Below are 18,717 nucleotides of genomic sequence, written 5' to 3'. Positions count from 1 at the left end.
GGCGCAGGGAATTTGTCATGCTGCACACTCCATTTGCCGCTTACGCAGCTTTTCGTAATGACGGGCCCGCCGCGTGAATATAGATTTCACACGCTTCAGGTAGTCGATGGTGAATTTTCGTGGTGTGTTGTCGGATTCAATGCGCTCTACCAGGGCGATGCCGATTCGCTCGATAAGCCGGATCCGATATTCCACAGCATTGCCGCTTAACTGACGATTGCACCGGGTACAAGCTGAGTGGACGTTAAAAACATTGAATTTAAGATGGGACGCCGCGCCGCGTGAACGATAGTGACTGGCATCTACTGCGCTGCCGGTAGTGTAATTCCCTCTGTGCTGAAGCGCTCCGCCACAACTCACGCAAGGCCTGTAATAATCACGCCATCTGATATAGCGATTAAAAGCCGCCTGAGCCTCTTTCTGCCACTCTGCAATGCCCTTTAACCTTTCCCTTCTTTCTCGTAAATCATCGCGCTGTAGCTTCTCCTGCTTGCGAATTTCTCGTGCACTTTTCTCTGCTGTTTGCTTCTTAGCAAAGGCCATAGCGCATGGAATTTCATTGCAGGTTTTTTGTGTGGATGACCAGGGGAGGTATTCATTGGAGCAGATGGGGCATTTTTTCGGCTTACGGGGTTTCGGTTTTTTGATGACTGTCGCCATCTTCCCTCCTCACTGTTTCGATAACTTCATAGCCAATCATCATGTAGAGCGAGTCGCAGTCGTCGCACACCCAGGTTTCATCGGGTGACAGTGCAAGGCCGCAGTCGGAGCACACTCTATCCGTTGGTTGATTCATCTCGGTCGCCTCATGCGATTCCACTTGGCCTGCAAAATCCCGAATACATAATCGAATGTTTTCACCTGGCTGGCATGGGGTGTCGGTTTTCTCTTACTGCGGGTTCTGGCGGTGGGGGTAAATATCAGGGAGTCGATGGTTTTCTGTGTCGGTGAGACTTTCTGTCTACTCATTTTCGCACCGCCTGAAGGCATTTTTCGAATGCCGCCATTGCCTGGCTGACACCAAAACCGCAGGGTAAATCAGTCTTTTTGTAGAGCACCTTTCCGAGCCTTTCCGGATCGTCTTTCTTGATAATTAACCCGTCCCTGGTCATGGTTGCCAGAGTCACTCGGGTATATGGCCTGGGTAGTCCGGCCTGCTCTGCTATCTCGCTCGACGTCATCCACTGACCGGATGATAAAAGGTCGATGATTGCTATCTGCATTTTGCTCATGCTACTTTCTCCGCTGAGGTTTTTTCTGCCACGCCGGGGAACAGGTCGAATGCGCGATCGCACTGGTTGCCCCACATATCCCACCCCTGCACGCTGTCACGACTGAACAGCTCGCAGCGCGTCACATCGCCCAACAACCTGACCAGCAGATCGCGAAACTCAGGCGGCTTAGCGCTGTGCCCCATACGCGGCGCGGTAACGTGCTGGCATATTGATGCATCCAGACGCTCAGGCAGTTTTCCGCGTACAGCAAAAAGACAGTCCTCGCTGTTGGCCCGCGTCATGTGACCCATGCCGATTGCACTGTTGCCCTTGTGCTTATTGGTCTTGTGCCAGGTGAATCCCTTCATAGTCATCAGGCGGAAACCCCAGGCATCCATCACCTTCAGCGCTTCCATTGGTTGGGTCGGCACCCACCACATCGCCAGCAGGCAATTATCAGCCGCTAAATCCCATGCCGGTAGACGACAGATTTCAGGGATTGTCATGGTCTGGTATTTGTGTCCTGCGCCACGCTCTCCATCTTTGGCTTTATCGCGGTACGTCCATGGTGGATCTGCATAAATCAGGGTGTATTTTTCCATCACGCCACCTGCTTTTGTCTGAGTTGGTTATATTCGCTGTCATTTGGCACCGTCAGTCGGCACCCGATATTCAGCGCCCATTGCTCCACCTGAGTGAGGTAGTGATGCATGTCGCCTGTATCGAGGTCGGCTGTATGCCGAAGCGTTTGTACCTGGGTTCGTTCGCCTGTCTTCACATTCACCATTTCACGCGCTTCATATCCCAGGAATGTGTTTTTCATCGCCTCTTTTACCCACTCTGGAGACGCAAAAGACTTGCCGCGCTTGATGAGATAAGCGCTGAGTTCTGCGTACCACATGTGCTGAAGGGAGTTCTGAGGGATGCTGCGCTGGTCACGCCATTCTGAGAATTTGATGCGGTATTTTTTGCCGGAGGAAACGAGGTCGAAGATAAGCTTAGTGAACTGGCCGAGGGTTGTTTTGTGCAAACAGAAGTCCTGCACGGTTACCTCCCCTCTAGGGTCTCCACGTAGTCATAGAGATTGTCAGCTGCCGCGCTGATTAACAGGTCAATCGCCTGCTCACTGTGGCCGCCACTGCGAATCATCGTCAGAGCTACGAGCAATGCCTCACGTGATTCGATTACAGGCTGATGCCGTGGTTTGAATGGGATGATTTCTGCTGTCATGATGACTCCCCTTTTATGCTAAGGCCTGCGGCTATGATTGCCTCTTCGCAATATTCAATGCCGTAGTTATGCCCGCGGTCGTAATCATCCTCTACCATAACCCTCTCTGGCAGCGTCACCTCAATCGTTGCGCGTGATGCCTCCCATGCCTGCCACGCTGTATCAGTTGCGAAGTCGTTATAGTCGCCATCATTGCTACGTTCGAAATCAAAGCCAGAAGTAGCGCACCACATCTCAAACTGCGCTCGACTATCCATTCTTCACCTCCAGAATTAAAATTTCACGATACTCACGGGTGCATAGGCCTGCCCTAACACTGGAAAACCAACAAAGCAATTTTCTCCCATCCGGCATTATGGCTTTCCACATCTTTCCTGGGTAAACACCTGAAGGAATTGATCGAGAGTAGTCAGCGAGAGAGTCGAAATCTCTCCGATTCATAACTGCATGGGTATCATCAACCAGAATGTTTTCACGCCGAGGCTGTTGCCAATAACGCCCTAATTCATGGGTTATTTCTGGAATTATGTTGTCATCTGAAGAACTAGGAACCTGACTGATTGTTGGTTGTGGTATGGAAATATCCATCACGCTTTCCTCCCCGCCCAGCGCCAAAAAATAAGGGCCGCGATAATCAGCAGCCCCGATATGATGATTTCTGTTGTGTAGATTTCTTTCATCGCCACCACCACTCAATGCATAAGTGCCAAATCCAGAATGAGCGGAAAGGCCCGTTATGGTAGAAGTGGTGATAGCCCCAGTCAGTGCGTTTCTGCCATGAGATAGACAACCACCAACCTCCACATCTTCCCGGCAATGCAATTCTCACTGTTCATCTCCTTGCATCATCAGGAATACGATCATCGCGCTACGCAGCGGATTTGTGCTTACATCGGCAATGGCATGGTCGAATGCTTGAGCCATCCACTTATCACCTTTCGAAGCAGGCATAAGTGTGATTCTGTTACCCATGATAATCGGCCAGGCGTCTGCGGCGTTGTTGCAGAAATCGAACCATTGATAGTTGATAATCGGCCAGGCGTCTGTGTTGTGGGCGTAACCAAGCGGCTTGATTCCTGACTTTATTGCCAGTACCCGCTTATTAATTTCGAAATCTGACAGTTTGCTGTAGTCCATCAGGATGCCTCCCCTTCGTTTACGGCAGCAGCAATCATGCGGTCAACGCTTGCCAGTCTCTGAGCAAACTCCCTCTCCATCTGCCGACGCATCGCCTTCAGAGCTTTTTCTTTTGTGCTGTACTGCTCAATGCCACGCTGAGAGCCGTAAGGTGGACGCTTACCACCTACAACACGGCCATCGCCATGGCTTATGCTTCCTGACCATGACAGGTACACTCTTTCACTGTGGTAATTAACACTCCAGCCATTAACATACCCATCAGATGGTCCCGGTTTCGGTACGTCCCTTTCGGTTTCGTAGTCTGACCAGCGGAGTGCGCGGTTTACTTCTGCCTCTGCAATCGCCGCATCAAATGCCGCCTGCTCTTTTTTGTTCATTGCCATGTTACTTACCCCCTCTGGCTGGCTGGCCGGCCCCGATAATGCGGAGCACCTTTTCCATTTCTCGCTGCATGATTGCGTGTAGCACCCGGTCACGGCGGTATTTGCACGCCTCTGGCTTGTTGTCTCGCTTCTCAATCCACGACAATGACGATGCCTTGTAGTACCGCATCATCAGGCGGTGGCTTTGTTCCATGTCGCGATGTATTAGCTGCTGTGCTGTTGTCATGATTTCACCTGCTTGCGGAGGCCAAGCTTGCTTCGAAGCGCTGCGATTTTATCCAGTCCAGCATCGTTCGTGACTGGGATGTGCAGCTTTGGAATCTGCACCACTGGCGCGGGGATCGGCTCTCCTGACTCAATCCGGCGCGACATTGCCCGCAACTCCTTCGCACAGCGCTTTCGCACTTCAGCAGCGTTCAGGTTCTGAGACATCATCTCGGAGTAAATCCGGGTCACCATCCAGTAAGCGGCGTTGCTGGTCCAGGGGAAGGCCTCCGGGGTTGTGAACAATCCACGGCGTGCGCTGTAATCCTTCACCAGGTCGAACAACTCTTCGGCGTCAGGCAGGCCAAACTTGACCACTTCACCCTGACGGCACCAGGCAACAAACTGGCCGGGTGACGGGAGAAACGGCGTCTCCTGCTGGCGGGCGATCTTCATCCCGGCGTTAACCTGGTCGATTGTCGTGATGCCGTTTTCAGCAAAGGCCATCACCCACTGTCGGCGCAACTCGTTAAGCTCTTCCTGAGATTTATTGCCTGCCATCATTGCCGGAAACGCACCGTTCAACTGCCTGAACAGTTCATTGATGATTTGAGCCACCTGTGCGGGCACCTGCGGAGACTTCTGCTCCCCGGCATACATCTGCTGCAAAGATTTGCCATCGCGCTGCTGGATGGCTGTGACGACGTTTCTCATATCGTGACCCCATTTATCCAATCGGTGTTATTCAGGTCTAAAACAGGCTTGCCAGTGGCGGTGCCTGATTTGGCCTTGTCGCGCTTGATAACCAGCTGTGACCACTTCTCGCGTAGCTTTCCAGGGCAAAGCACGTTACCGCACCAGAAGCTATCCTGACTGGCCCACTTGAACAGCAGGCACATGTCGCGGTGGTCGCGTCCGTCTTTCTCTCGCATCAGCCGGATGTCGTTTGCCCATCCTGCAAAAGCGGGCTTTCTTGCAGAGGGTTCGATTGACTTAACGACATCGAACATCCACTCGGCTGCTTTGAGGTCGTCAGCAGTTCCCCACTTGTTGCCGTTCTGAATGCCTGCTTCTGCTCGAATTACTGGAAGACGTTTGCGGGGCTTGTCAGAGGATTCGTTAGAATTCTCGGACGAAGGGTTTTTATTAGTATTGTTTTTATATTCTTGTTCATGATGCGCGGCTTTATGCTCGGTGTTATGCGCGGGGGCAACCTCCGAAGCCTTGCTATCACTGGTTTTGTTATGCTCGGCCATATGCGCGGAGTTATGCGCGGGGGTATCGTTCATTTTTTCAGCATATTCGGTGTAATTTATCACGGTAATCACCGTGCCTTTTCGCCGCTCTGCATGAACAGAAATCATCCCTTCTTTCTCGAAAAAACTGAGCATCCTTTCAACTGCATGGCGGCTTGTTGGGTCACCATTTCTGTCGCACAGTTCCAGCCCTAAATCCGCTGAGGTTGTCACCAGTTGCCCGGTATCCAGCGGCCATCTGTGGCCCTTGAAATTAGCCGTGTATGGCTTCCTGGCTGCGGCAAAAAGGATGTTTTCCCATAGAGTGCGAAGAAAAACATCTTTAGCCCAAGGCTTCTTTTTGACGCTCCGGTACAACGGGATGTAACCATTTTTCTGGTTCTCCATCCTGTTGCTCCTGAGATGCCTTTCGGCATTGAGATCGTAAACTCTTGCTGTACTCATGCCGCCCGCTCCTGAACCTGTTGAGCCGCCCACAGCCCGGCGATCCACTGGATACCTTTAGGCGTGAACTTGTTCTGTGTGAATGCGTGACCGTTCACCTGGTTCTCTCCGGTTTTCACCGTGAAGCGACCAGCATCAATATGCTGTGCATAGGGGGTTAACTTACCCGCCAGCGTGTACATGATGTCGTGGTTAAGCAGGAACTGACGGAAGGTGTTCTCTTTGATGTGAAGCAGTTTGCAGGTCTCGCGGAACCCGAGCGATCCGGTTGCGTTAACGTAGCTGTCAACGAACTGAACCTTTGGTGCGGCGATAGCAAGCTGACTCTCAAGTTGCTGCTTCTCTTCAGCGAGGTCAGCGGCAAGCCTGAGCGCTTCAGGTAACGTTTGGGGCAAAGCAGGAGGCTGATTACCTTCCAGTTCATGAAGGCGCTTGATCACCTTCATGCGCAGCATGGCGTTGTACCCGGTCACCAGACATTCGGTGTGTTCGCGGTCGAGAGCATACTCACGGTACTGCTGGCCGTTTTGGGGGTGCACCCAAATCTGGAGACACCCCTCAGCTGACTCATTGAGCTGATCCAGCATAACTTCGATATCACGCATTACGTGGGCGTGTTGTTTCCCGGTCAGTTCTGCAATCTCGCGGCTGGTCATTGTCAGGCATTTGCCTGTAGTGATTATTCCTGGCATACTTATCTCCAGACATTGTTAGAAGTACATCGTCATTTGAGAATCCTCAGTTGTTCGCGCAGCCGGGGATTTTTGCTTTTTCGGCATAGCAGCTTCTACAGCCTGCCGCGCCACTTCTCTTATCAGGCTCGTTTCCCACACCTTCTCCAGCAGCACAAATACCGTTGCCATATCGCGCAGGTTTAAGCGGCTTACCTTCGATTCGTGCCATCCAGCCTCATCAGCCAGAATTCGCTGCCCTTTAACCGTCAGGCGTGAACGCAACTCCGTTTCTACCTGGTTGATTAACTTGCTGTTGCTTGCATGTTCCATCGTTAATACTTGTCCTTGTTGATTAGTTAGTTACGTGTGAAACCAGTGGGGTTCCACGTTGTGCTCCTGCGGTTAGACGGGAGCGGCTTCAGAGTTTTAAAGAGCGGTGTTGCTTATGCTGCTGTTTTAGTGCTAGGGAAAGGTCGGTGCTCTTCTGCTTCAATCTTTCCGTTAGCTAGTGTGGTAATGAAAATTTTTCGACCTACCCGCACTGCTTTACTAATTGCCGTCTGGTGAACACCTATCGCGTCAGCCGCTTTAGCTTGTCCGTTTTGTTTGACGTAATCAGCGAGTGGAATCTTTTCCATCGGTCTTCTCCGGTTGTTTGCTGATGGTTCAATAATACTCTAAGTATTAAAAATATCAATACTTGCGGTATTTCATTTTTCAATAGCACAGGTATTAGAATCAGGTGATGGAAAAGAAGAAGTCACTGACGCCAGAACAGCTCGCAGACGCCCAGCAGCTAAAAGCTTTGTACGAGTCAAAAAAGAAATCACTGAATGTCACTCAGCAGCAGATTGCTGACCTTTTGGATATCACCCAGGGTGCTGTAGGGCATTACCTGAATGGGCGTAATGCCCTTAATGTCTCAGTAGCATCAGCTTTCGCTAACAAGCTTGGTGTTTCGATTGCTGAGTTCAGCCCGACCTTGGCAAAGGAAGCATCTAGCTACGCCTCAGCGTCAGATGCCAACGTTAGCTTTGTCAGGGATTACAAGAAGGGAGATAAGTATCCGGTGATTAGCTGGGTGAGTGCCGGAGCTTGGGCGGAGGCGGTAGAGCCTTACACGATGGAAGAGATAAGTGAGTGGTATGAGTCTGATGCTCACGTCGAGGGGAATGCCTTTTGGTTGCGGGTAAAAGGAGACTCTATGACATCCCCTGTAGGCATGAGCATTCCCGAGGGCATGCTTGTATTGGTAGATACAGGCAGAGAGGCAAAGAATGGCAGCCTTGTTATCGCGAAGCTAACGGATGCCAACGAGGCTACGTTTAAAAAACTTGTGATTGATGAGGGTATGGGTCAGCGTTACCTTCAGCCATTAAACCCCAATCAAACCAGATTCCAAATTGATGGTAATTGCAAAATTATAGGCGTTGCTATCGAAACAATGATGAGGCTAATTTAGGGAGGTTGCTATGGATGAAGGAAGAGGATTGATTGGGTTTGCGGGTCTGACGGATTGGTGGGATTACGTTCTTAGCCCAAGCGATAGAGCTGCTATCAGTCAGGGTTATCACCCCCTCGGGGGCGGTGATAATCTAGATTCTGGCTACACAGAAAGATATGATTCTAAAGGAAAGCTTTCATCTCAGATAAGCATATTCAATTCCCTGATTCATACCGATTGCCCATATGAAGTAAAAAAGAAGATCGCCGATAAAGCCCTAGAAATTGCATCAAGCGGCGGTCAAAACGCCATAGACTTGCATTTCCTTTTTCACTCAATAATCGCCTTTGAGTACAAGCAGAGAGACTTAGACCCCGGGGCATTGGGCCGAGCTATAAAAGCATGCGAAAGCCAGATTTCAATTGCAACTAAAGTGAAATCTGCTTTCAAGAAGAATCTTTTCAAAGATGGATTCCTTCCATCACACCCTGGATTTAAGCAACTTGCGATTATTTTTGAGAAGCAGAAAAACTACAAGAAGGCCATCAAGCTCTGTGAAAAGGCCCTGAGCCAAGGCTGGAGCGGAGACTGGCAATCAAGAATAGATCGTTGCATAAAAAAATCGAAGTAGCCCCCCCTTACGGCCCAATTCTGGGCCTGAATTTTCATTTTTAATACCTGAAAAAAATAAATCCCCTTTAAAAACACAAACATAATACTTTTTCCATTATTTTTAATACCTATAGTATTGCTTTTGATTAATACCGCTAGTATTGTTTATCCCATCAGCACGAAGCACAGCAACAACGACATGATGTCACGCTCTTTAAAAATTCGGGATTGCTCCTCTCTAACAGGAGGAGACCAAAGTGCAGTTGGCTTTGGGGATGTAGGTGTAATGAGGCCTTGTGAATAAGCACATCGAATCGCAGTGCGATCGTGATGCCCAATCGATAGCTGTTAGAAGCATCAAGGAAATCCATCTTTCACCTTCATCCACCCAAGCCAATTACCGGAGGTACTTATGACAGTAGTGATTACGTATCTGGCAAAAGATAACGCCAAGAGCCGCTACAGAGCACGCAGAGCAGCTAAACGTGAGCAAGCCAATGCAGATGCTTCGCTTTCTCGCAAAAACGCTGTAATCGCATCTGGTTGCAGCAGCCTGAAGGTTGCAAGAGCAATCAACGGGCCGAGTGTTCGTGATGTGAAAGAAGTCGAGTTTGTGACTCGCGAGAACCCGCAGTACCGGAAGGTTAACAACCCTTGCGGGCAGCACATTAACGCTCGCCAGAAGATGCGCGGGTGTAGCATCCCACTGATTTGAGGTGACAATGAACTCTACCGAATTGCAGAAGATTTTAGACGAACATAAGTTGTGGGTTACCTCGTTGCAGGAAAGCGGATCGAGAGCCAACCTGCGCGGTGCCAACCTGCGCGATGCCAACCTGTACGGTGCCGACCTGCGCGGTGCCAACCTGCGCGGTGCCAACCTGTACGGTGCCGACCTGCGCGATGCCGACCTGCGCGATGCCAACCTGTACGGTGCCGACCTGCGCGGTGCCAACCTGCGCGGTGCCAACCTGCGCGGTGCCAACCTGCGCGATGCCGACCTGCGCGATGCCAACCTGTACGGTGCCGACCTGCGCGGTGCCAACCTGCGCGGTGCCAACCTGCGCGGTGCCAACCTGCGCGATGCCGACCTGCGCGATGCCGACCTGCGCGGTGCCAACCTGCGCGGTGCCAACCTGTACGGTGCCGACCTGCGCGATGCCAACCTGTACGGTGCCGACCTGCGCGGTGCCAACCTGCGCGGTGCCAACCTGTACGGTGCCGACCTGCGCGGTGCCAACCTGCGCGATGCCAACCTGTACGGTGCCGACCTGCGCGGTGCCAACCTGCGCGGTGCCAACCTGTACGATGCCGACCTGCGCGGTGCCAACCTGCGCGGTGCCAACCTGCGCGGTGCCAACCTGCGCGATGCCGACCTGCGCGATGCCGACCTGCCTGATCACACCTTCGTAATTATGGGTGAGGCGTACTACCTGCAAATCACAAACGGTGAATATATCAAGGCTGGATGCCAAAACCATACAGCAGAGCAATGGCGCTCTTTCACCAAGCGTGAAATTGCTGAAATGGATGGTCGCAAGGCGCTTAAGTTCTATCCCCGCCTGCTTGATGTTATCGACTTTTACCTGGGTAAAGGCGAGCGACCGGAATGGATTAATGAGCCAGATGTGGAAACCGAAGGCGCCGCTTAGCCGGCCTTTAACAGCGGCGCTGCCGCAGGAGTGAGAGATGGCAGATAATCATAAGCACTACGATTATTACCTAGTTGAGGGTGCGGACGTCAAAACCCTTATCGATGGATACGATAGCATTCGCAAGGGTCGCAGTGACATTATTACAGGTGTCATGGGTGAGTTCGGAGCTGTTGCTTACACGGACACATCTGGTTTTGGTGATAAGGGATCATTGCTGCGCGGTTTGGTGTGGAATGCTGATTATAAGTTTCCATGCGCTGTCACCATCAAACGCAGCGACTACCTGGATGGGAAAAAAGTTATTTCCGCACGCGGAAAGGGAAATACCAAGGGTGGTCGTGAATTCAATAAGCGACTCGACGGTAGCGTTAAACAAGCCAATCAGAAGCTAGCATCCTTGCCTTCGTGGCAGGCTTACATCATTGACCATTACAATATTATGAGAACAGGCTTTGGAGAAGCTTCTGGCAACTTTGGCATGGCAATGCTGACTACGTATGGTGGCCGATGCCCGGGTCGTGATGACTGCCTGCTTTTCGCAATACCCAATGCAAAAGACAGGGATGGTTACGCCAAGCACGGCGAGGTAGAGATTCCCCCGCACTTCCAGGTACTCACATACGGTCGATTCCATGACCTAGCAAACAATCAGGCTGCCTAACCCGCAGCCTTTTTTACGCCCGGAGCACACCATGATAGTAACTCGCAAGGATGGTAAGTGGCGCGTAACAGCTCTGTCCTGCGGCTATATGTGGCGTGCTGACAAGTTAAAAGACAACGGTGAGCGTGCTGATAACAGGCTTGCTGTAACACTCAATAAAGATCAGTTTGAGGAGTGGACGACTAATGCAACTACCAATCGAAATAACCAATCTTGATATCGCATTTGGCGGCAAAGCGATGAAGATACTGCCTGCATATTCATCGATTCCCGGTGATTTCAAGCGGGAAGGTAACAAGTGGAATTCGTTCATCAGCAAATGGTTTTTTAATGGCCTGAGTAAGAGTGATTGGCCAAAACCAAAGCCGGAAGTAAGCGGTAAGCTGGCAATGCTGAATATTCAGGCATGCCTATCTGATTTTGAGCCTAAACATGAGCACAAGATTGCCGGGGCGGCTTATCTCGCATCCCAGTGGTTCGAGTAGCATCGCAGAAGCCATTCCATCAGTGGCTTCGACGATGACGCCCAGTCATCAGTAAAGCGCTTTAGTCGTCACTGCAAAGGCGTTAAAGGAAATTGCATAGCCGTTTGGCCTGAGCTAACCCTCGGGCCTTTTTTTCATCTCAATGTTGCCTGTTCAGGCAGCACCGACATGTGAATAACCAATTAAAGGAGTGGTCATGACTGATACCACGGATATCGCCGTTCTCGAAATTAAGCCCGAGCAAGCCCCTTCCCTTTACGTTGCTAATGGACTTGATAATTACCTTGAGCAGATTCGCGCGCTGGCAAAGGAAGTGCCAGATGTAACCACCAAGAAAGGCAGGGACCGCATCGGCTCTCTTGCTCGCATGGTTGGGTCAAGCAAAAAGGCGATTGAAGAGCCTGGGCGTAATTATCTTCGCCAACTGAAAGAAGCGGTCAAGCCCGCCGAAGAAGAGCTTCGCCGATTCACTCGGGAATGCGACCTGATTCGTGATGAGATTCTTGCGCCGCGTGATGAATGGGATGTCGAGCAGGAGCGCATCAAGGAAGCAGAGGCGGCCCGCCTGGCTGCCGAGGAATATAGCAATATGCGTGATGATGCTGATCGCATGAACGCTGATTTCGATTCTGCGAGAGCAGAAGCATTGAGAAAGCAGTTCGAATCAGACCATGAAATCGCCCTGCTTCTGAACGAAAAATTCGACCGGGATGCAATTGAAGCCAAAGCCGAGGCCGAACGTCAGCGAATCTCTCACGAAGAGGAAATTGCTCGTCTGGCAGTTGAGCGAGCTCGACAGGAAGCAGAAGCACAGTCGCAGCGTGAGCGCCAGCAACACCAGGATGCATTGAGTGAAATCAGCGGCATTCAGCAGCAGGTAATAATTGCGCAGTCTGGTCGCTCTGGTGTTCGAAAAGGCGGCACAACTCAGTGCATCAAAGACACTCTCGCAGAAACTGAAGCGTGGCCTATCGATGACAGATTTGGCGCACTGAGAGGCGCTGCGGAAAATGCCAAATACCAAGCCATTGAGCAGATTAAACGGTTGCTGATTAACGCTGAAACCATTGAAGAACAGCAAAAAGAGTTAGCCGCAGCAGAGCAAAACAAGCAGCAGGCCATCGCTGATGAGCAGCGTAAAGCTCAGGATGAAGCCAACCGCATTAAGCGTGAAACTGAGCAGAAAGAAGCCGCACGACTGGCAGAAGATAAGCGCATTGCTGATGAAGCCGCTAAACGCGCAGCCAATGAAGCCCATCGCAGGGCAGTCGGCACCGATGTTGTGAAAGGCCTGGTAGAGCACGCTGGCTTAACGCGTGAACAGGCTATCGCAACACTGAAGGCTCTTATGAGCAACTCAATCCCTCATACCAGCATCAACTACTAATTCAATTCTAAGGAATCGACCATGCAACTCGTCATTGCAGGGTGGCCTGTTGCTGGCCGCTCTGAATCACTTTTAGACGTAATCACCCGCCGCCTTCGCTCTGGCTGGCGCTCATTAATCGAGATGCTGAATCAAAGGGGTGAGCCATGAGTGAGATATGGGTTGCCATATGTGGATATGAGGGAGTCGCAGAGGTATCGAACCTAGGGAATGTAAGAACCATAGATAGGGTTTTGCGGGGCGGGAAAAATATATATGGCCGTGAGATGACGAAGGTTCCGGACAAGGATGGATATCTTCGAGTAGGGATTAATAAAAATAACAAGCAAGTCAGATTCATTGTTCACAGGTTAGTAGCCTTGGCATTTCTACCTGAAGAAACCGACAAGAGTTTTGTGAATCACAAAAACGGAATAAAGCATGACAACAGACTCGAAAACCTTGAGTGGTGCACAGCAAAAGAAAACTCTCTACACGCAGTGAAGACTGGCCTGAAACCAAGATCACCAAACACCTACCCTGGAGTAAGCCACAACACCTGCAAAGGCATTGTCATCGCCACAAACATCAAAAGTGGTCAAAAAATCACGATGGCAGGAGTGGCTGAGTACGCCAAAAACGGATTCAGAGCTGACTGTGTTTACAAGTGCCTTGCTGGAGAAAATAAATCCCACAAAGGGCATACATTCAACCGCCTGAGCAAGGAGCCCACCCTATGACAATTGTACCCGTCAACGGAACCATCTACGTCACTCAGGGAAATCGAGAGTTTGGAAAGCTCTATGAATCTTCTTTCCCTGACACAAAGGAAGGCATGAAAGAGGCTTATGACTGGGCGCAGACAATCGCCCTGGGCTGGCGCGACTGTCAGGACAAAGACTGGGGGAAGCATCATGCAGCATGACGCAGCAGACGAATTCTTTATCTCGATGATGACCCCGATTATTGAGCCAGTTATGAACGACCTATTGGCGCAGCAGGAAGCTAACGCCGACCACCGCACGGAGCAGCAGGAAATGATGATGGGAGGTTATTGTGAGCAGTGAATTCTTTATAAGGCTGGCTGAGATACAGCGAACTCTTAATGCCCCAAAGAATCAGTTTAACAGCTTTGGGAAATACAAATACCGAAGCTGTGAGGACATTCTCGAAGGCGTTAAGCCCCTGCTGAACGGGCTTTTCCTCTCTATCTCAGACGAAATAGTGATGATTGGCGATCGCTATTACGTCAAGGCTACGGCCACCATAACCGATGGTGAGACATCGCACTCCGCATCTGCAATGGCAAGGGAGGCCAGCGAAAAGAAAGGCATGGATGATGCTCAGGTAACAGGTGCAACAAGCTCCTACGCACGGAAATACTGCCTGAATGGATTGTTTGGCATTGACGACTCAAAGGATGCCGATACAGACGAGCATAAGTGCCAACAAAATACTCCGCAGCAAAGGCAGCCAGCAATCAATCCTGACGCAAGGCTCACTGCATTCACTGAGTATGCCGGGAATGAAAATGACAAGGCTAAGCTGCAATCAGAATATAAAAAGGCCTGGGCTGAGCTATCAGGCCACCCTGAGCATCAGCAGAAGTGCAAAGATATCACGGGCATTCGCCTGGCAGAACTGAAACAAGTCGCTTAACCCCTACCCCGGCAGGAATCCCAATGAGAGAACTCACACCTGAACAACAGGAGCATTGCGCACGCCTGCCGGAATATCGGCGGGCATCGTACCGCTACAAAGCCTCACGAATGACCGAAAGGGAGCGCCAGATGGAAAGCATAGCGTGGGATGCAGGGCGTGCATGGATGGCGCTGAAAGCTGGAGAGCAGCACCCTCGCATCAACACACTGTCCGTGGCACAGCGAAAAGCCAGGCTTGTTACCCGGCGCTACGCAGAGCAGGCAGCATTTTATCCTAAGCAGCCGTGCATCATCGTCACGACACCTCAGGTTACGGAGCGATGGGGTGATTATCGTGATTATCGTTACGGTGCTGGCGGCGCAGTCAGGCAGGAGTAATAGCATGAAGAAAGTCGCAATGTACCGCCGCGGTCGTGGCGGCCCCAATGACGGACTGAAAGAGAAAATAGTCTGGCTTCTCAGCAAATGGCCAATGACCGGGCGTCAGCTCCACATGGCAACAAAATTACCCCTCCGCAGCATCCATCGACAGCTCAACGCACAAAGACACCTCATCAGCGCCACCGCCGAAATATCAGCGGGTGAATGGTATATCGACGAAGAGACTGCCCAGCGCGACAGGCTGTACACGCTGGTTCGAAATCCCCGGCGCATCACGTCAGCAGCGGCAACGAACAAAACCATCGTCGTCAGCATTAACTCGCTACGCGACCGTGGCGAAGAGCAGCGTCAGGCCTGCATTGAGGCGGCAGCACGCAGAGCCAGGCTTATGAAAGCCGGGTTATGGATTACATCATCGGATTTAACTGGCTGACTGCGGTCGGCGGGAGATAGAGATATGAAAGAGATTAAACGTTGGAATCACACGATTATTCATGACACATCAGACGATGTTGAGTCAGCAATGGTGGTTAACAGTCACGGAAGATTCGTTAAACACGATGACCATGCCGCAATCGTCGCCGCGCTTCAGGAGCAGGTGCGGGCGCTGGCTGCTGAGAATGCGGCGCTCACGTCAGGGTTTAGTTTCTTTATGAACAGTGCTGATGCTGGCTTTGAAACTTACAAGAGCCGCGAAGAGGCAGTTAACGCCGCGGAAGAAATGATTGCTGACTATCGTGCTGATGCTTCTTCCGAGGGTTGGCCTGAGGACGCTGGCAGCACTTGCTGGGGCTTAATCATCCAACAGGCTACTGAGGTTGATTACGAAAAGCCCGCAGAAGAAAACAGCTGGCAGGGCTGGTGTGATTATAAATTGCTTCCTGAATACCCAGCCACCGACGCCGTTATCCGCGAACTTCAGGCGCACGAACTGGATTGTGCGGCCGATGAGCTGATGCTGGCCGATACAGTGGCCAGCACTGGAGTGGTTGCCCATCTATTAAGGCAGTGTGCTGCCCGTCTGCGTAACGGAGAGGTGATCAATGCCTGAACGTGAATATTTCGTTTTGAGCATCGCGCACAGCCAGCGCAAATCCCCGTACATCATTTTATGGGCGCCTGACAACTCCGGCTATCGCGGGCGCGTGGCCACTGCCGGGCGCTACACAGAGAGCCAGATAAACGCCCGCATCGGTTACTACAACGACGGTGTGAACACTATCGCGGTTCCGTGTGATGTGCTGGAGCCGCTATCTCACCCGGTGACAGATGGTTGGTTTGATGAGAACGGCGGCCGCTGGCTTCGGAACAACCGGGCCACATGGCAGGTAGCTATTAAGCACACCATCGCGCCGCCGATACATCGGCCATATCCTGAATATCGCGGTGCGCCGCGCACGAATGGGGGATCCCATGGCTGAAAAATACACGTGGGGTGAATACTGATGGCTAAACATTCACATACGACAGCGCGGATCGAGAAGAAAATTTCCACCACAGCCAAAACCCTGCTGCTTTCTCTTTACCCAAGCCTCAACGGCAATGATTTCACAGTTGAGGGCGATAGCTTTCAATCCTATCGCAGCAAAGTCTGGCACGAACAGAGCGTTGTATGGTTCGGTCCTGACTACTTTGGCGATTGGGATGAATCAGAATGCTACTGGCTGCTTTACTCTTGGCTTATCGATAACACGACAGATTTTGAAGGCATGAACGATGCTCAGGAGAAATCTGGTTGGCGGGAAGGAGTGGATTTGACGCCATTCTATTCACCTTGGCGTGGGGCATCTCGCGCTGAAATAATTAGCCATTGTCGCGATTTAGTCCGCGCAGGTGTGATATTGGAGCGCATGCGATGAACACACAACAGTTAAAAAAGCTGGCGCAGCTGGCAACTCCCTGGCCGTGGAAGTGGTTCACAAGCAACAGCCACAATCGCTTGAGTAGTGTTCCCAGCGGCAAAGATGGCGATGTTATCAGCGCGTTTAAAGCAGTTGATGGCGTGGCCTGTGTATCTGTATCTCGCGCAGATATGGCTTTCATCGAAGCAGCGCACCCTGGCGCTGTAATCGAGCTGATCACAAGCAATGAAATCCTGTCTCACGAATTTGAAGAAACGAAGCAGCTGTTGCGCAGCACGCGGGAGAAGCTGACCAGAGCCATAGATCGGAATGTCGCAAAAGATATCGAAATAAAACGGCTCAGCGCTGTTGAGCGTGAGCGCGACGAGCTGCGAGCGGAGGTCGATCGACTAGATAAAGAGTCACAGCGCCTTACCGATCAGCTTGGCGCATGTGACCGTGAACGCCGAGATTGGATTAAACGCGCCCAGGAAGCAGAGGCAGAGCTTGCACGCCGCGATGCTGCTGCGCGTGAGCCTGTTGCAGTAGTGGACATTCAGCGCGGGCGCGGGGACGGAAAAAAGTTTGCGCTCTGTTATACAAGTGCGGGTCATTCTCTGCCGGACGATGTTTATAACCTCTACACCGCCGCACCGCCAGCCGTGTTGCCGCCTGAGATGAAAGGCACTCATGATCCTTTTGTTGAAGGATACAACCAGTGCCGTGCCGATGCTATTGCACTGGGAGCACAGCCGCAGAAACCTGTTGTACTGCCTGCGCTGTTCAATCTAAAAATGGCCGGGGATGTGAAGACTAAGCAATATTTCAAGGGTAGCAACGACACCATCAAGCAGATCGCCGGGTTACTCGACGCGGCCAATGTGCCGTATGAGGTGAAGAAATGATGACTGAATCTGATGTGCTGGATATCGTTGATAGCGGCGAGAATGATGCGCCTGGCCTGCTGCTGGATGAGGTGCCGGATGCGGCAAAGAAGTTTAAGGCGGCAACTAAAAAATTAAACGACCTGCTGCTGGAGGTGCAGAAGTCGTTCCCTAACGCTAATTACTATTCAGCCAGCGGGACATTGTGCCTGCTGCTCGGAAGCAGTCACGCGGATGACAGCAACCAAACGGCGCAGCAGGACTTAATAGCGCTGTATACGAACACGCCGGATATCGGCGGGGGTGACTGGTGAAAAAACTTATCGAGCAAATTGGCCGGGAGCGGCTGGAGCAGTACGCTTTTGACAAGCGCATGTGCAACATCAACGAGGAAATTCGATTGATGGCCCGCGCTCTGCTGGCGGTGCTGGATGCTAAGCCTGTCGCATATACTCATGCGTTTGAGATATCGAATATGCATGTCACCGGGCTTTATATTCGAGGGTTTCCGACAGATAGAAGGCTTAATACGGAGGAAGGTTACACCGCCCCCCTCTACACCACCCCGCCAGCGGCCAGCGAACCTGTAAGTAAGGGTTACACGTTGCCTGATGGGTGGAAGCTTGTTCCGCTTGAGCCGACACAACGCATGATCGACGCACACACCGAAGGAATGGTTAGCGGTGGCGCAACAAGAGCATATCGCGCAATGCTGGCAGCAGCGCCAGCGCCGGGAGGTGAACAGTAAGCGCGATTTGCATAGAGTAATAGCCGCTTCCGTTGCGGCCTAAACCCTTACTTATTCCCTAGATTGCTAATGATATCCCCCAGCCCAGCGAGATTTTCATCAGATTTATCCCCTGAATCCGCAAGCACATCCACAATGCTGCGAAGATGCATAGCTATCTCTATTTTCACCAGAGTATCAACAGGGACATTGGCTTTATTTGCCAGCGAAAGAAGCTCTTCCAGCCGCATTGAAAGGTGCCTGTCATTGTGTATGTGTCTATCTCTTGGCTTTTGACTGCCCAACTTACCCATTTCCACCTCCTGTTATACAAATATTAAATTTAACCTAATTCTAAATTTATGAGGATTTTTATGTCTGATGAACTAGACCAGGCCGCTGAGCTTGAAGAGCTGGAAAGGAATATCGCACTGGCTAACAGGAAGAAGCCTGAA

General features: G+C 51.4%; 39 protein-coding genes. 21 read left to right on the top strand and 18 right to left on the bottom strand.

What is annotated here, in order from left to right:
• Window positions 1-15 precede the first annotated feature (15 nt).
• The 17 genes from HHI26_RS10360 to HHI26_RS10280 all read right to left on the bottom strand — a co-directional run bounded on the left by HHI26_RS10360 (window position 16) and on the right by HHI26_RS10280 (window position 7,183).
• Window positions 16-660: a recombination protein NinG gene (locus HHI26_RS10360; protein WP_171149044.1), complete on the bottom strand. Its 645-nt coding sequence runs from the start codon at window positions 658-660 to the stop codon at window positions 16-18.
• Window positions 626-796 (bottom strand): hypothetical protein, encoded by a 171-nt coding sequence (locus HHI26_RS10355; protein ID WP_171149043.1) that lies wholly within the window; start codon window positions 794-796, stop codon window positions 626-628. Before HHI26_RS10355 ends, HHI26_RS10360 begins: the two co-directional genes overlap by 35 nt.
• Window positions 793-969: a NinE family protein gene (locus HHI26_RS10350; RefSeq protein ID WP_171149042.1), complete on the bottom strand. Its 177-nt coding sequence runs from the start codon at window positions 967-969 to the stop codon at window positions 793-795. The genes HHI26_RS10355 and HHI26_RS10350 overlap by 4 nt, the downstream gene beginning before the upstream one ends.
• Entirely contained in the window at window positions 966-1,232 is a 267-nt protein-coding gene (locus HHI26_RS10345) for a helix-turn-helix domain-containing protein (protein WP_171149041.1), read from the bottom strand. Before HHI26_RS10345 ends, HHI26_RS10350 begins: the two co-directional genes overlap by 4 nt.
• On the bottom strand, window positions 1,229-1,816 hold the full coding sequence (locus tag HHI26_RS10340; protein WP_171149040.1) for an MT-A70 family methyltransferase: 588 nt from the start codon (window positions 1,814-1,816) through the stop codon (window positions 1,229-1,231). The genes HHI26_RS10345 and HHI26_RS10340 overlap by 4 nt, the downstream gene beginning before the upstream one ends.
• On the bottom strand, window positions 1,816-2,259 hold the full coding sequence (locus HHI26_RS10335; RefSeq protein WP_171149039.1) for a YbcN family protein: 444 nt from the start codon (window positions 2,257-2,259) through the stop codon (window positions 1,816-1,818). The genes HHI26_RS10340 and HHI26_RS10335 overlap by 1 nt, the downstream gene beginning before the upstream one ends.
• A gap of 2 nt (window positions 2,260-2,261) precedes the next feature.
• The gene (locus HHI26_RS10330) at window positions 2,262-2,444 is read right to left on the bottom strand and encodes a hypothetical protein (protein ID WP_171149038.1); all 183 of its coding nucleotides are present in this window, start codon (window positions 2,442-2,444) and stop codon (window positions 2,262-2,264) included.
• On the bottom strand, window positions 2,441-2,701 hold the full coding sequence (locus HHI26_RS10325; protein ID WP_171148948.1) for a hypothetical protein: 261 nt from the start codon (window positions 2,699-2,701) through the stop codon (window positions 2,441-2,443). Before HHI26_RS10325 ends, HHI26_RS10330 begins: the two co-directional genes overlap by 4 nt.
• Window positions 2,694-3,248 carry a hypothetical protein gene (locus tag HHI26_RS10320; RefSeq protein WP_171149037.1) on the bottom strand — a complete coding sequence of 185 codons (555 nt, stop codon included), beginning with the start codon at window positions 3,246-3,248 and terminating at the stop codon, window positions 2,694-2,696. Before HHI26_RS10320 ends, HHI26_RS10325 begins: the two co-directional genes overlap by 8 nt.
• Before the next feature lie 21 nt (window positions 3,249-3,269).
• Complete coding sequence (locus HHI26_RS10315; protein ID WP_171149036.1) at window positions 3,270-3,581, bottom strand: phage protein NinX family protein; 312 nt, start codon at window positions 3,579-3,581, stop codon at window positions 3,270-3,272.
• Window positions 3,581-3,967: a hypothetical protein gene (locus HHI26_RS10310; protein WP_171149035.1), complete on the bottom strand. Its 387-nt coding sequence runs from the start codon at window positions 3,965-3,967 to the stop codon at window positions 3,581-3,583. Before HHI26_RS10310 ends, HHI26_RS10315 begins: the two co-directional genes overlap by 1 nt.
• 1 nt (window position 3,968) lies before the next feature.
• The gene (locus HHI26_RS10305) at window positions 3,969-4,193 is read right to left on the bottom strand and encodes a hypothetical protein (RefSeq protein ID WP_171149034.1); all 225 of its coding nucleotides are present in this window, start codon (window positions 4,191-4,193) and stop codon (window positions 3,969-3,971) included.
• Window positions 4,190-4,885 (bottom strand): replication protein P, encoded by a 696-nt coding sequence (locus tag HHI26_RS10300; RefSeq protein WP_171149033.1) that lies wholly within the window; start codon window positions 4,883-4,885, stop codon window positions 4,190-4,192. The genes HHI26_RS10305 and HHI26_RS10300 overlap by 4 nt, the downstream gene beginning before the upstream one ends.
• Entirely contained in the window at window positions 4,882-5,871 is a 990-nt protein-coding gene (locus HHI26_RS10295; RefSeq protein ID WP_241008259.1) for a replication protein, read from the bottom strand. Before HHI26_RS10295 ends, HHI26_RS10300 begins: the two co-directional genes overlap by 4 nt.
• Window positions 5,868-6,563, bottom strand: coding sequence for a phage antirepressor KilAC domain-containing protein (locus HHI26_RS10290; RefSeq protein ID WP_171149032.1), 696 nt, complete (start codon window positions 6,561-6,563; stop codon window positions 5,868-5,870). Before HHI26_RS10290 ends, HHI26_RS10295 begins: the two co-directional genes overlap by 4 nt.
• An 18-nt stretch (window positions 6,564-6,581) precedes the next feature.
• On the bottom strand, window positions 6,582-6,875 hold the full coding sequence (locus HHI26_RS10285; protein ID WP_171149031.1) for a CII family transcriptional regulator: 294 nt from the start codon (window positions 6,873-6,875) through the stop codon (window positions 6,582-6,584).
• Window positions 6,876-6,988: 113 nt separating this feature from the next.
• Window positions 6,989-7,183 (bottom strand): Cro/CI family transcriptional regulator, encoded by a 195-nt coding sequence (locus HHI26_RS10280; protein WP_171149030.1) that lies wholly within the window; start codon window positions 7,181-7,183, stop codon window positions 6,989-6,991.
• A 107-nt stretch (window positions 7,184-7,290) separates the two neighbouring features.
• Between HHI26_RS10280 and HHI26_RS10275 the strand changes: the two genes are divergently transcribed.
• The 21 genes from HHI26_RS10275 (at window position 7,291) to HHI26_RS10175 (ending at window position 18,283) form a co-directional block, all read left to right on the top strand.
• A complete protein-coding gene (locus HHI26_RS10275) occupies window positions 7,291-8,007 on the top strand; it encodes a S24 family peptidase (protein ID WP_171149029.1) in 717 nt (238 codons plus the stop codon).
• Window positions 8,008-8,017: 10 nt separating this feature from the next.
• Window positions 8,018-8,620 carry a tetratricopeptide repeat protein gene (locus HHI26_RS10270; protein ID WP_171149028.1) on the top strand — a complete coding sequence of 201 codons (603 nt, stop codon included), beginning with the start codon at window positions 8,018-8,020 and terminating at the stop codon, window positions 8,618-8,620.
• A gap of 393 nt (window positions 8,621-9,013) precedes the next feature.
• Window positions 9,014-9,316, top strand: coding sequence for a regulator (locus tag HHI26_RS10265; protein WP_171149027.1), 303 nt, complete (start codon window positions 9,014-9,016; stop codon window positions 9,314-9,316).
• A 7-nt stretch (window positions 9,317-9,323) separates the two neighbouring features.
• Window positions 9,324-10,253 carry a pentapeptide repeat-containing protein gene (locus tag HHI26_RS10260; protein WP_171149026.1) on the top strand — a complete coding sequence of 310 codons (930 nt, stop codon included), beginning with the start codon at window positions 9,324-9,326 and terminating at the stop codon, window positions 10,251-10,253.
• Window positions 10,254-10,290: 37 nt separating this feature from the next.
• On the top strand, window positions 10,291-10,917 hold the full coding sequence (locus HHI26_RS10255) for an Eac protein (protein ID WP_171149025.1): 627 nt from the start codon (window positions 10,291-10,293) through the stop codon (window positions 10,915-10,917).
• Between the two features lie 31 nt (window positions 10,918-10,948).
• The gene (locus HHI26_RS10250) at window positions 10,949-11,134 is read left to right on the top strand and encodes a hypothetical protein (RefSeq protein WP_171149024.1); all 186 of its coding nucleotides are present in this window, start codon (window positions 10,949-10,951) and stop codon (window positions 11,132-11,134) included.
• Complete coding sequence (locus HHI26_RS10245) at window positions 11,103-11,402, top strand: hypothetical protein (protein WP_171149023.1); 300 nt, start codon at window positions 11,103-11,105, stop codon at window positions 11,400-11,402. The genes HHI26_RS10250 and HHI26_RS10245 overlap by 32 nt, the downstream gene beginning before the upstream one ends.
• A 196-nt stretch (window positions 11,403-11,598) precedes the next feature.
• A complete protein-coding gene (locus HHI26_RS10240) occupies window positions 11,599-12,789 on the top strand; it encodes a hypothetical protein (protein WP_171149022.1) in 1,191 nt (396 codons plus the stop codon).
• A gap of 21 nt (window positions 12,790-12,810) precedes the next feature.
• The gene (locus tag HHI26_RS10235; protein ID WP_171149021.1) at window positions 12,811-12,939 is read left to right on the top strand and encodes a protease FtsH-inhibitory lysogeny factor CIII; all 129 of its coding nucleotides are present in this window, start codon (window positions 12,811-12,813) and stop codon (window positions 12,937-12,939) included.
• A complete protein-coding gene (locus HHI26_RS10230; RefSeq protein ID WP_171149020.1) occupies window positions 12,936-13,508 on the top strand; it encodes an NUMOD4 motif-containing HNH endonuclease in 573 nt (190 codons plus the stop codon). Before HHI26_RS10235 ends, HHI26_RS10230 begins: the two co-directional genes overlap by 4 nt.
• Complete coding sequence (locus HHI26_RS10225) at window positions 13,505-13,693, top strand: DUF5444 family protein (protein WP_171149019.1); 189 nt, start codon at window positions 13,505-13,507, stop codon at window positions 13,691-13,693. Before HHI26_RS10230 ends, HHI26_RS10225 begins: the two co-directional genes overlap by 4 nt.
• Complete coding sequence (locus tag HHI26_RS10220) at window positions 13,683-13,835, top strand: hypothetical protein (RefSeq protein WP_171149018.1); 153 nt, start codon at window positions 13,683-13,685, stop codon at window positions 13,833-13,835. The genes HHI26_RS10225 and HHI26_RS10220 overlap by 11 nt, the downstream gene beginning before the upstream one ends.
• The gene (locus tag HHI26_RS10215; protein WP_171149017.1) at window positions 13,825-14,427 is read left to right on the top strand and encodes an ERF family protein; all 603 of its coding nucleotides are present in this window, start codon (window positions 13,825-13,827) and stop codon (window positions 14,425-14,427) included. The genes HHI26_RS10220 and HHI26_RS10215 overlap by 11 nt, the downstream gene beginning before the upstream one ends.
• A 23-nt stretch (window positions 14,428-14,450) precedes the next feature.
• On the top strand, window positions 14,451-14,807 hold the full coding sequence (locus HHI26_RS10210) for a hypothetical protein (protein WP_171149016.1): 357 nt from the start codon (window positions 14,451-14,453) through the stop codon (window positions 14,805-14,807).
• Window positions 14,808-14,811: 4 nt separating this feature from the next.
• On the top strand, window positions 14,812-15,243 hold the full coding sequence (locus HHI26_RS10205; RefSeq protein WP_171149015.1) for a hypothetical protein: 432 nt from the start codon (window positions 14,812-14,814) through the stop codon (window positions 15,241-15,243).
• 24 nt (window positions 15,244-15,267) lie between these two features.
• Window positions 15,268-15,861, top strand: a complete 594-nt coding sequence (locus tag HHI26_RS10200) for a hypothetical protein (RefSeq protein WP_171149014.1) — start codon at window positions 15,268-15,270, stop codon at window positions 15,859-15,861.
• Window positions 15,854-16,231 carry a hypothetical protein gene (locus HHI26_RS10195; RefSeq protein ID WP_171149013.1) on the top strand — a complete coding sequence of 126 codons (378 nt, stop codon included), beginning with the start codon at window positions 15,854-15,856 and terminating at the stop codon, window positions 16,229-16,231. The genes HHI26_RS10200 and HHI26_RS10195 overlap by 8 nt, the downstream gene beginning before the upstream one ends.
• 24 nt (window positions 16,232-16,255) lie before the next feature.
• Window positions 16,256-16,669: a hypothetical protein gene (locus HHI26_RS10190; protein WP_171149012.1), complete on the top strand. Its 414-nt coding sequence runs from the start codon at window positions 16,256-16,258 to the stop codon at window positions 16,667-16,669.
• Window positions 16,666-17,556: a hypothetical protein gene (locus tag HHI26_RS10185; RefSeq protein ID WP_171149011.1), complete on the top strand. Its 891-nt coding sequence runs from the start codon at window positions 16,666-16,668 to the stop codon at window positions 17,554-17,556. The genes HHI26_RS10190 and HHI26_RS10185 overlap by 4 nt, the downstream gene beginning before the upstream one ends.
• A complete protein-coding gene (locus HHI26_RS10180) occupies window positions 17,553-17,849 on the top strand; it encodes a hypothetical protein (RefSeq protein ID WP_171149010.1) in 297 nt (98 codons plus the stop codon). The genes HHI26_RS10185 and HHI26_RS10180 overlap by 4 nt, the downstream gene beginning before the upstream one ends.
• The gene (locus tag HHI26_RS10175; protein WP_171149009.1) at window positions 17,846-18,283 is read left to right on the top strand and encodes a hypothetical protein; all 438 of its coding nucleotides are present in this window, start codon (window positions 17,846-17,848) and stop codon (window positions 18,281-18,283) included. Before HHI26_RS10180 ends, HHI26_RS10175 begins: the two co-directional genes overlap by 4 nt.
• A gap of 47 nt (window positions 18,284-18,330) precedes the next feature.
• Here HHI26_RS10175 and HHI26_RS10170 read toward each other — a convergent pair whose 3' ends face one another.
• The gene (locus tag HHI26_RS10170) at window positions 18,331-18,576 is read right to left on the bottom strand and encodes a hypothetical protein (protein ID WP_171149008.1); all 246 of its coding nucleotides are present in this window, start codon (window positions 18,574-18,576) and stop codon (window positions 18,331-18,333) included.
• Window positions 18,577-18,717: the final 141 nt, after the last annotated feature.

The sequence above is a fragment of the Erwinia sp. JH02 genome (genome assembly GCF_013074405.1).
GTDB classification, from domain to species: domain Bacteria; phylum Pseudomonadota; class Gammaproteobacteria; order Enterobacterales; family Enterobacteriaceae; genus Erwinia; species Erwinia rhapontici.
This window is presented reverse-complemented; position numbering and strand designations above follow the sequence as displayed.

Coding starts and splice junctions, on each gene's coding strand:
- HHI26_RS10325 (WP_171148948.1), bottom strand. CDS start 2,701: ATGGATAGTCGAGCGCAGTTTGAGATGTGGTGCGCTACTTCTGGCTTT.
- HHI26_RS10190 (WP_171149012.1), top strand. CDS start 16,256: ATGGCTAAACATTCACATACGACAGCGCGGATCGAGAAGAAAATTTCC.
- HHI26_RS10285 (WP_171149031.1), bottom strand. CDS start 6,875: ATGGAACATGCAAGCAACAGCAAGTTAATCAACCAGGTAGAAACGGAG.
- HHI26_RS10255 (WP_171149025.1), top strand. CDS start 10,291: ATGGCAGATAATCATAAGCACTACGATTATTACCTAGTTGAGGGTGCG.
- HHI26_RS10170 (WP_171149008.1), bottom strand. CDS start 18,576: ATGGGTAAGTTGGGCAGTCAAAAGCCAAGAGATAGACACATACACAAT.
- HHI26_RS10330 (WP_171149038.1), bottom strand. CDS start 2,444: ATGACAGCAGAAATCATCCCATTCAAACCACGGCATCAGCCTGTAATC.
- HHI26_RS10345 (WP_171149041.1), bottom strand. CDS start 1,232: ATGAGCAAAATGCAGATAGCAATCATCGACCTTTTATCATCCGGTCAG.
- HHI26_RS10200 (WP_171149014.1), top strand. CDS start 15,268: ATGAAAGAGATTAAACGTTGGAATCACACGATTATTCATGACACATCA.
- HHI26_RS10240 (WP_171149022.1), top strand. CDS start 11,599: ATGACTGATACCACGGATATCGCCGTTCTCGAAATTAAGCCCGAGCAA.
- HHI26_RS10235 (WP_171149021.1), top strand. CDS start 12,811: ATGCAACTCGTCATTGCAGGGTGGCCTGTTGCTGGCCGCTCTGAATCA.
- HHI26_RS10315 (WP_171149036.1), bottom strand. CDS start 3,581: ATGGACTACAGCAAACTGTCAGATTTCGAAATTAATAAGCGGGTACTG.
- HHI26_RS10260 (WP_171149026.1), top strand. CDS start 9,324: ATGAACTCTACCGAATTGCAGAAGATTTTAGACGAACATAAGTTGTGG.
- HHI26_RS10290 (WP_171149032.1), bottom strand. CDS start 6,563: ATGCCAGGAATAATCACTACAGGCAAATGCCTGACAATGACCAGCCGC.
- HHI26_RS10230 (WP_171149020.1), top strand. CDS start 12,936: ATGAGTGAGATATGGGTTGCCATATGTGGATATGAGGGAGTCGCAGAG.
- HHI26_RS10310 (WP_171149035.1), bottom strand. CDS start 3,967: ATGGCAATGAACAAAAAAGAGCAGGCGGCATTTGATGCGGCGATTGCA.
- HHI26_RS10295 (WP_241008259.1), bottom strand. CDS start 5,871: ATGAGTACAGCAAGAGTTTACGATCTCAATGCCGAAAGGCATCTCAGG.
- HHI26_RS10270 (WP_171149028.1), top strand. CDS start 8,018: ATGGATGAAGGAAGAGGATTGATTGGGTTTGCGGGTCTGACGGATTGG.
- HHI26_RS10225 (WP_171149019.1), top strand. CDS start 13,505: ATGACAATTGTACCCGTCAACGGAACCATCTACGTCACTCAGGGAAAT.
- HHI26_RS10275 (WP_171149029.1), top strand. CDS start 7,291: ATGGAAAAGAAGAAGTCACTGACGCCAGAACAGCTCGCAGACGCCCAG.
- HHI26_RS10340 (WP_171149040.1), bottom strand. CDS start 1,816: ATGGAAAAATACACCCTGATTTATGCAGATCCACCATGGACGTACCGC.
- HHI26_RS10220 (WP_171149018.1), top strand. CDS start 13,683: ATGCAGCATGACGCAGCAGACGAATTCTTTATCTCGATGATGACCCCG.
- HHI26_RS10245 (WP_171149023.1), top strand. CDS start 11,103: ATGCAACTACCAATCGAAATAACCAATCTTGATATCGCATTTGGCGGC.
- HHI26_RS10355 (WP_171149043.1), bottom strand. CDS start 796: ATGAATCAACCAACGGATAGAGTGTGCTCCGACTGCGGCCTTGCACTG.
- HHI26_RS10210 (WP_171149016.1), top strand. CDS start 14,451: ATGAGAGAACTCACACCTGAACAACAGGAGCATTGCGCACGCCTGCCG.
- HHI26_RS10280 (WP_171149030.1), bottom strand. CDS start 7,183: ATGGAAAAGATTCCACTCGCTGATTACGTCAAACAAAACGGACAAGCT.
- HHI26_RS10305 (WP_171149034.1), bottom strand. CDS start 4,193: ATGACAACAGCACAGCAGCTAATACATCGCGACATGGAACAAAGCCAC.
- HHI26_RS10250 (WP_171149024.1), top strand. CDS start 10,949: ATGATAGTAACTCGCAAGGATGGTAAGTGGCGCGTAACAGCTCTGTCC.
- HHI26_RS10195 (WP_171149013.1), top strand. CDS start 15,854: ATGCCTGAACGTGAATATTTCGTTTTGAGCATCGCGCACAGCCAGCGC.
- HHI26_RS10205 (WP_171149015.1), top strand. CDS start 14,812: ATGAAGAAAGTCGCAATGTACCGCCGCGGTCGTGGCGGCCCCAATGAC.
- HHI26_RS10185 (WP_171149011.1), top strand. CDS start 16,666: ATGAACACACAACAGTTAAAAAAGCTGGCGCAGCTGGCAACTCCCTGG.
- HHI26_RS10180 (WP_171149010.1), top strand. CDS start 17,553: ATGATGACTGAATCTGATGTGCTGGATATCGTTGATAGCGGCGAGAAT.
- HHI26_RS10350 (WP_171149042.1), bottom strand. CDS start 969: ATGAGTAGACAGAAAGTCTCACCGACACAGAAAACCATCGACTCCCTG.
- HHI26_RS10300 (WP_171149033.1), bottom strand. CDS start 4,885: ATGAGAAACGTCGTCACAGCCATCCAGCAGCGCGATGGCAAATCTTTG.
- HHI26_RS10360 (WP_171149044.1), bottom strand. CDS start 660: ATGGCGACAGTCATCAAAAAACCGAAACCCCGTAAGCCGAAAAAATGC.
- HHI26_RS10265 (WP_171149027.1), top strand. CDS start 9,014: ATGACAGTAGTGATTACGTATCTGGCAAAAGATAACGCCAAGAGCCGC.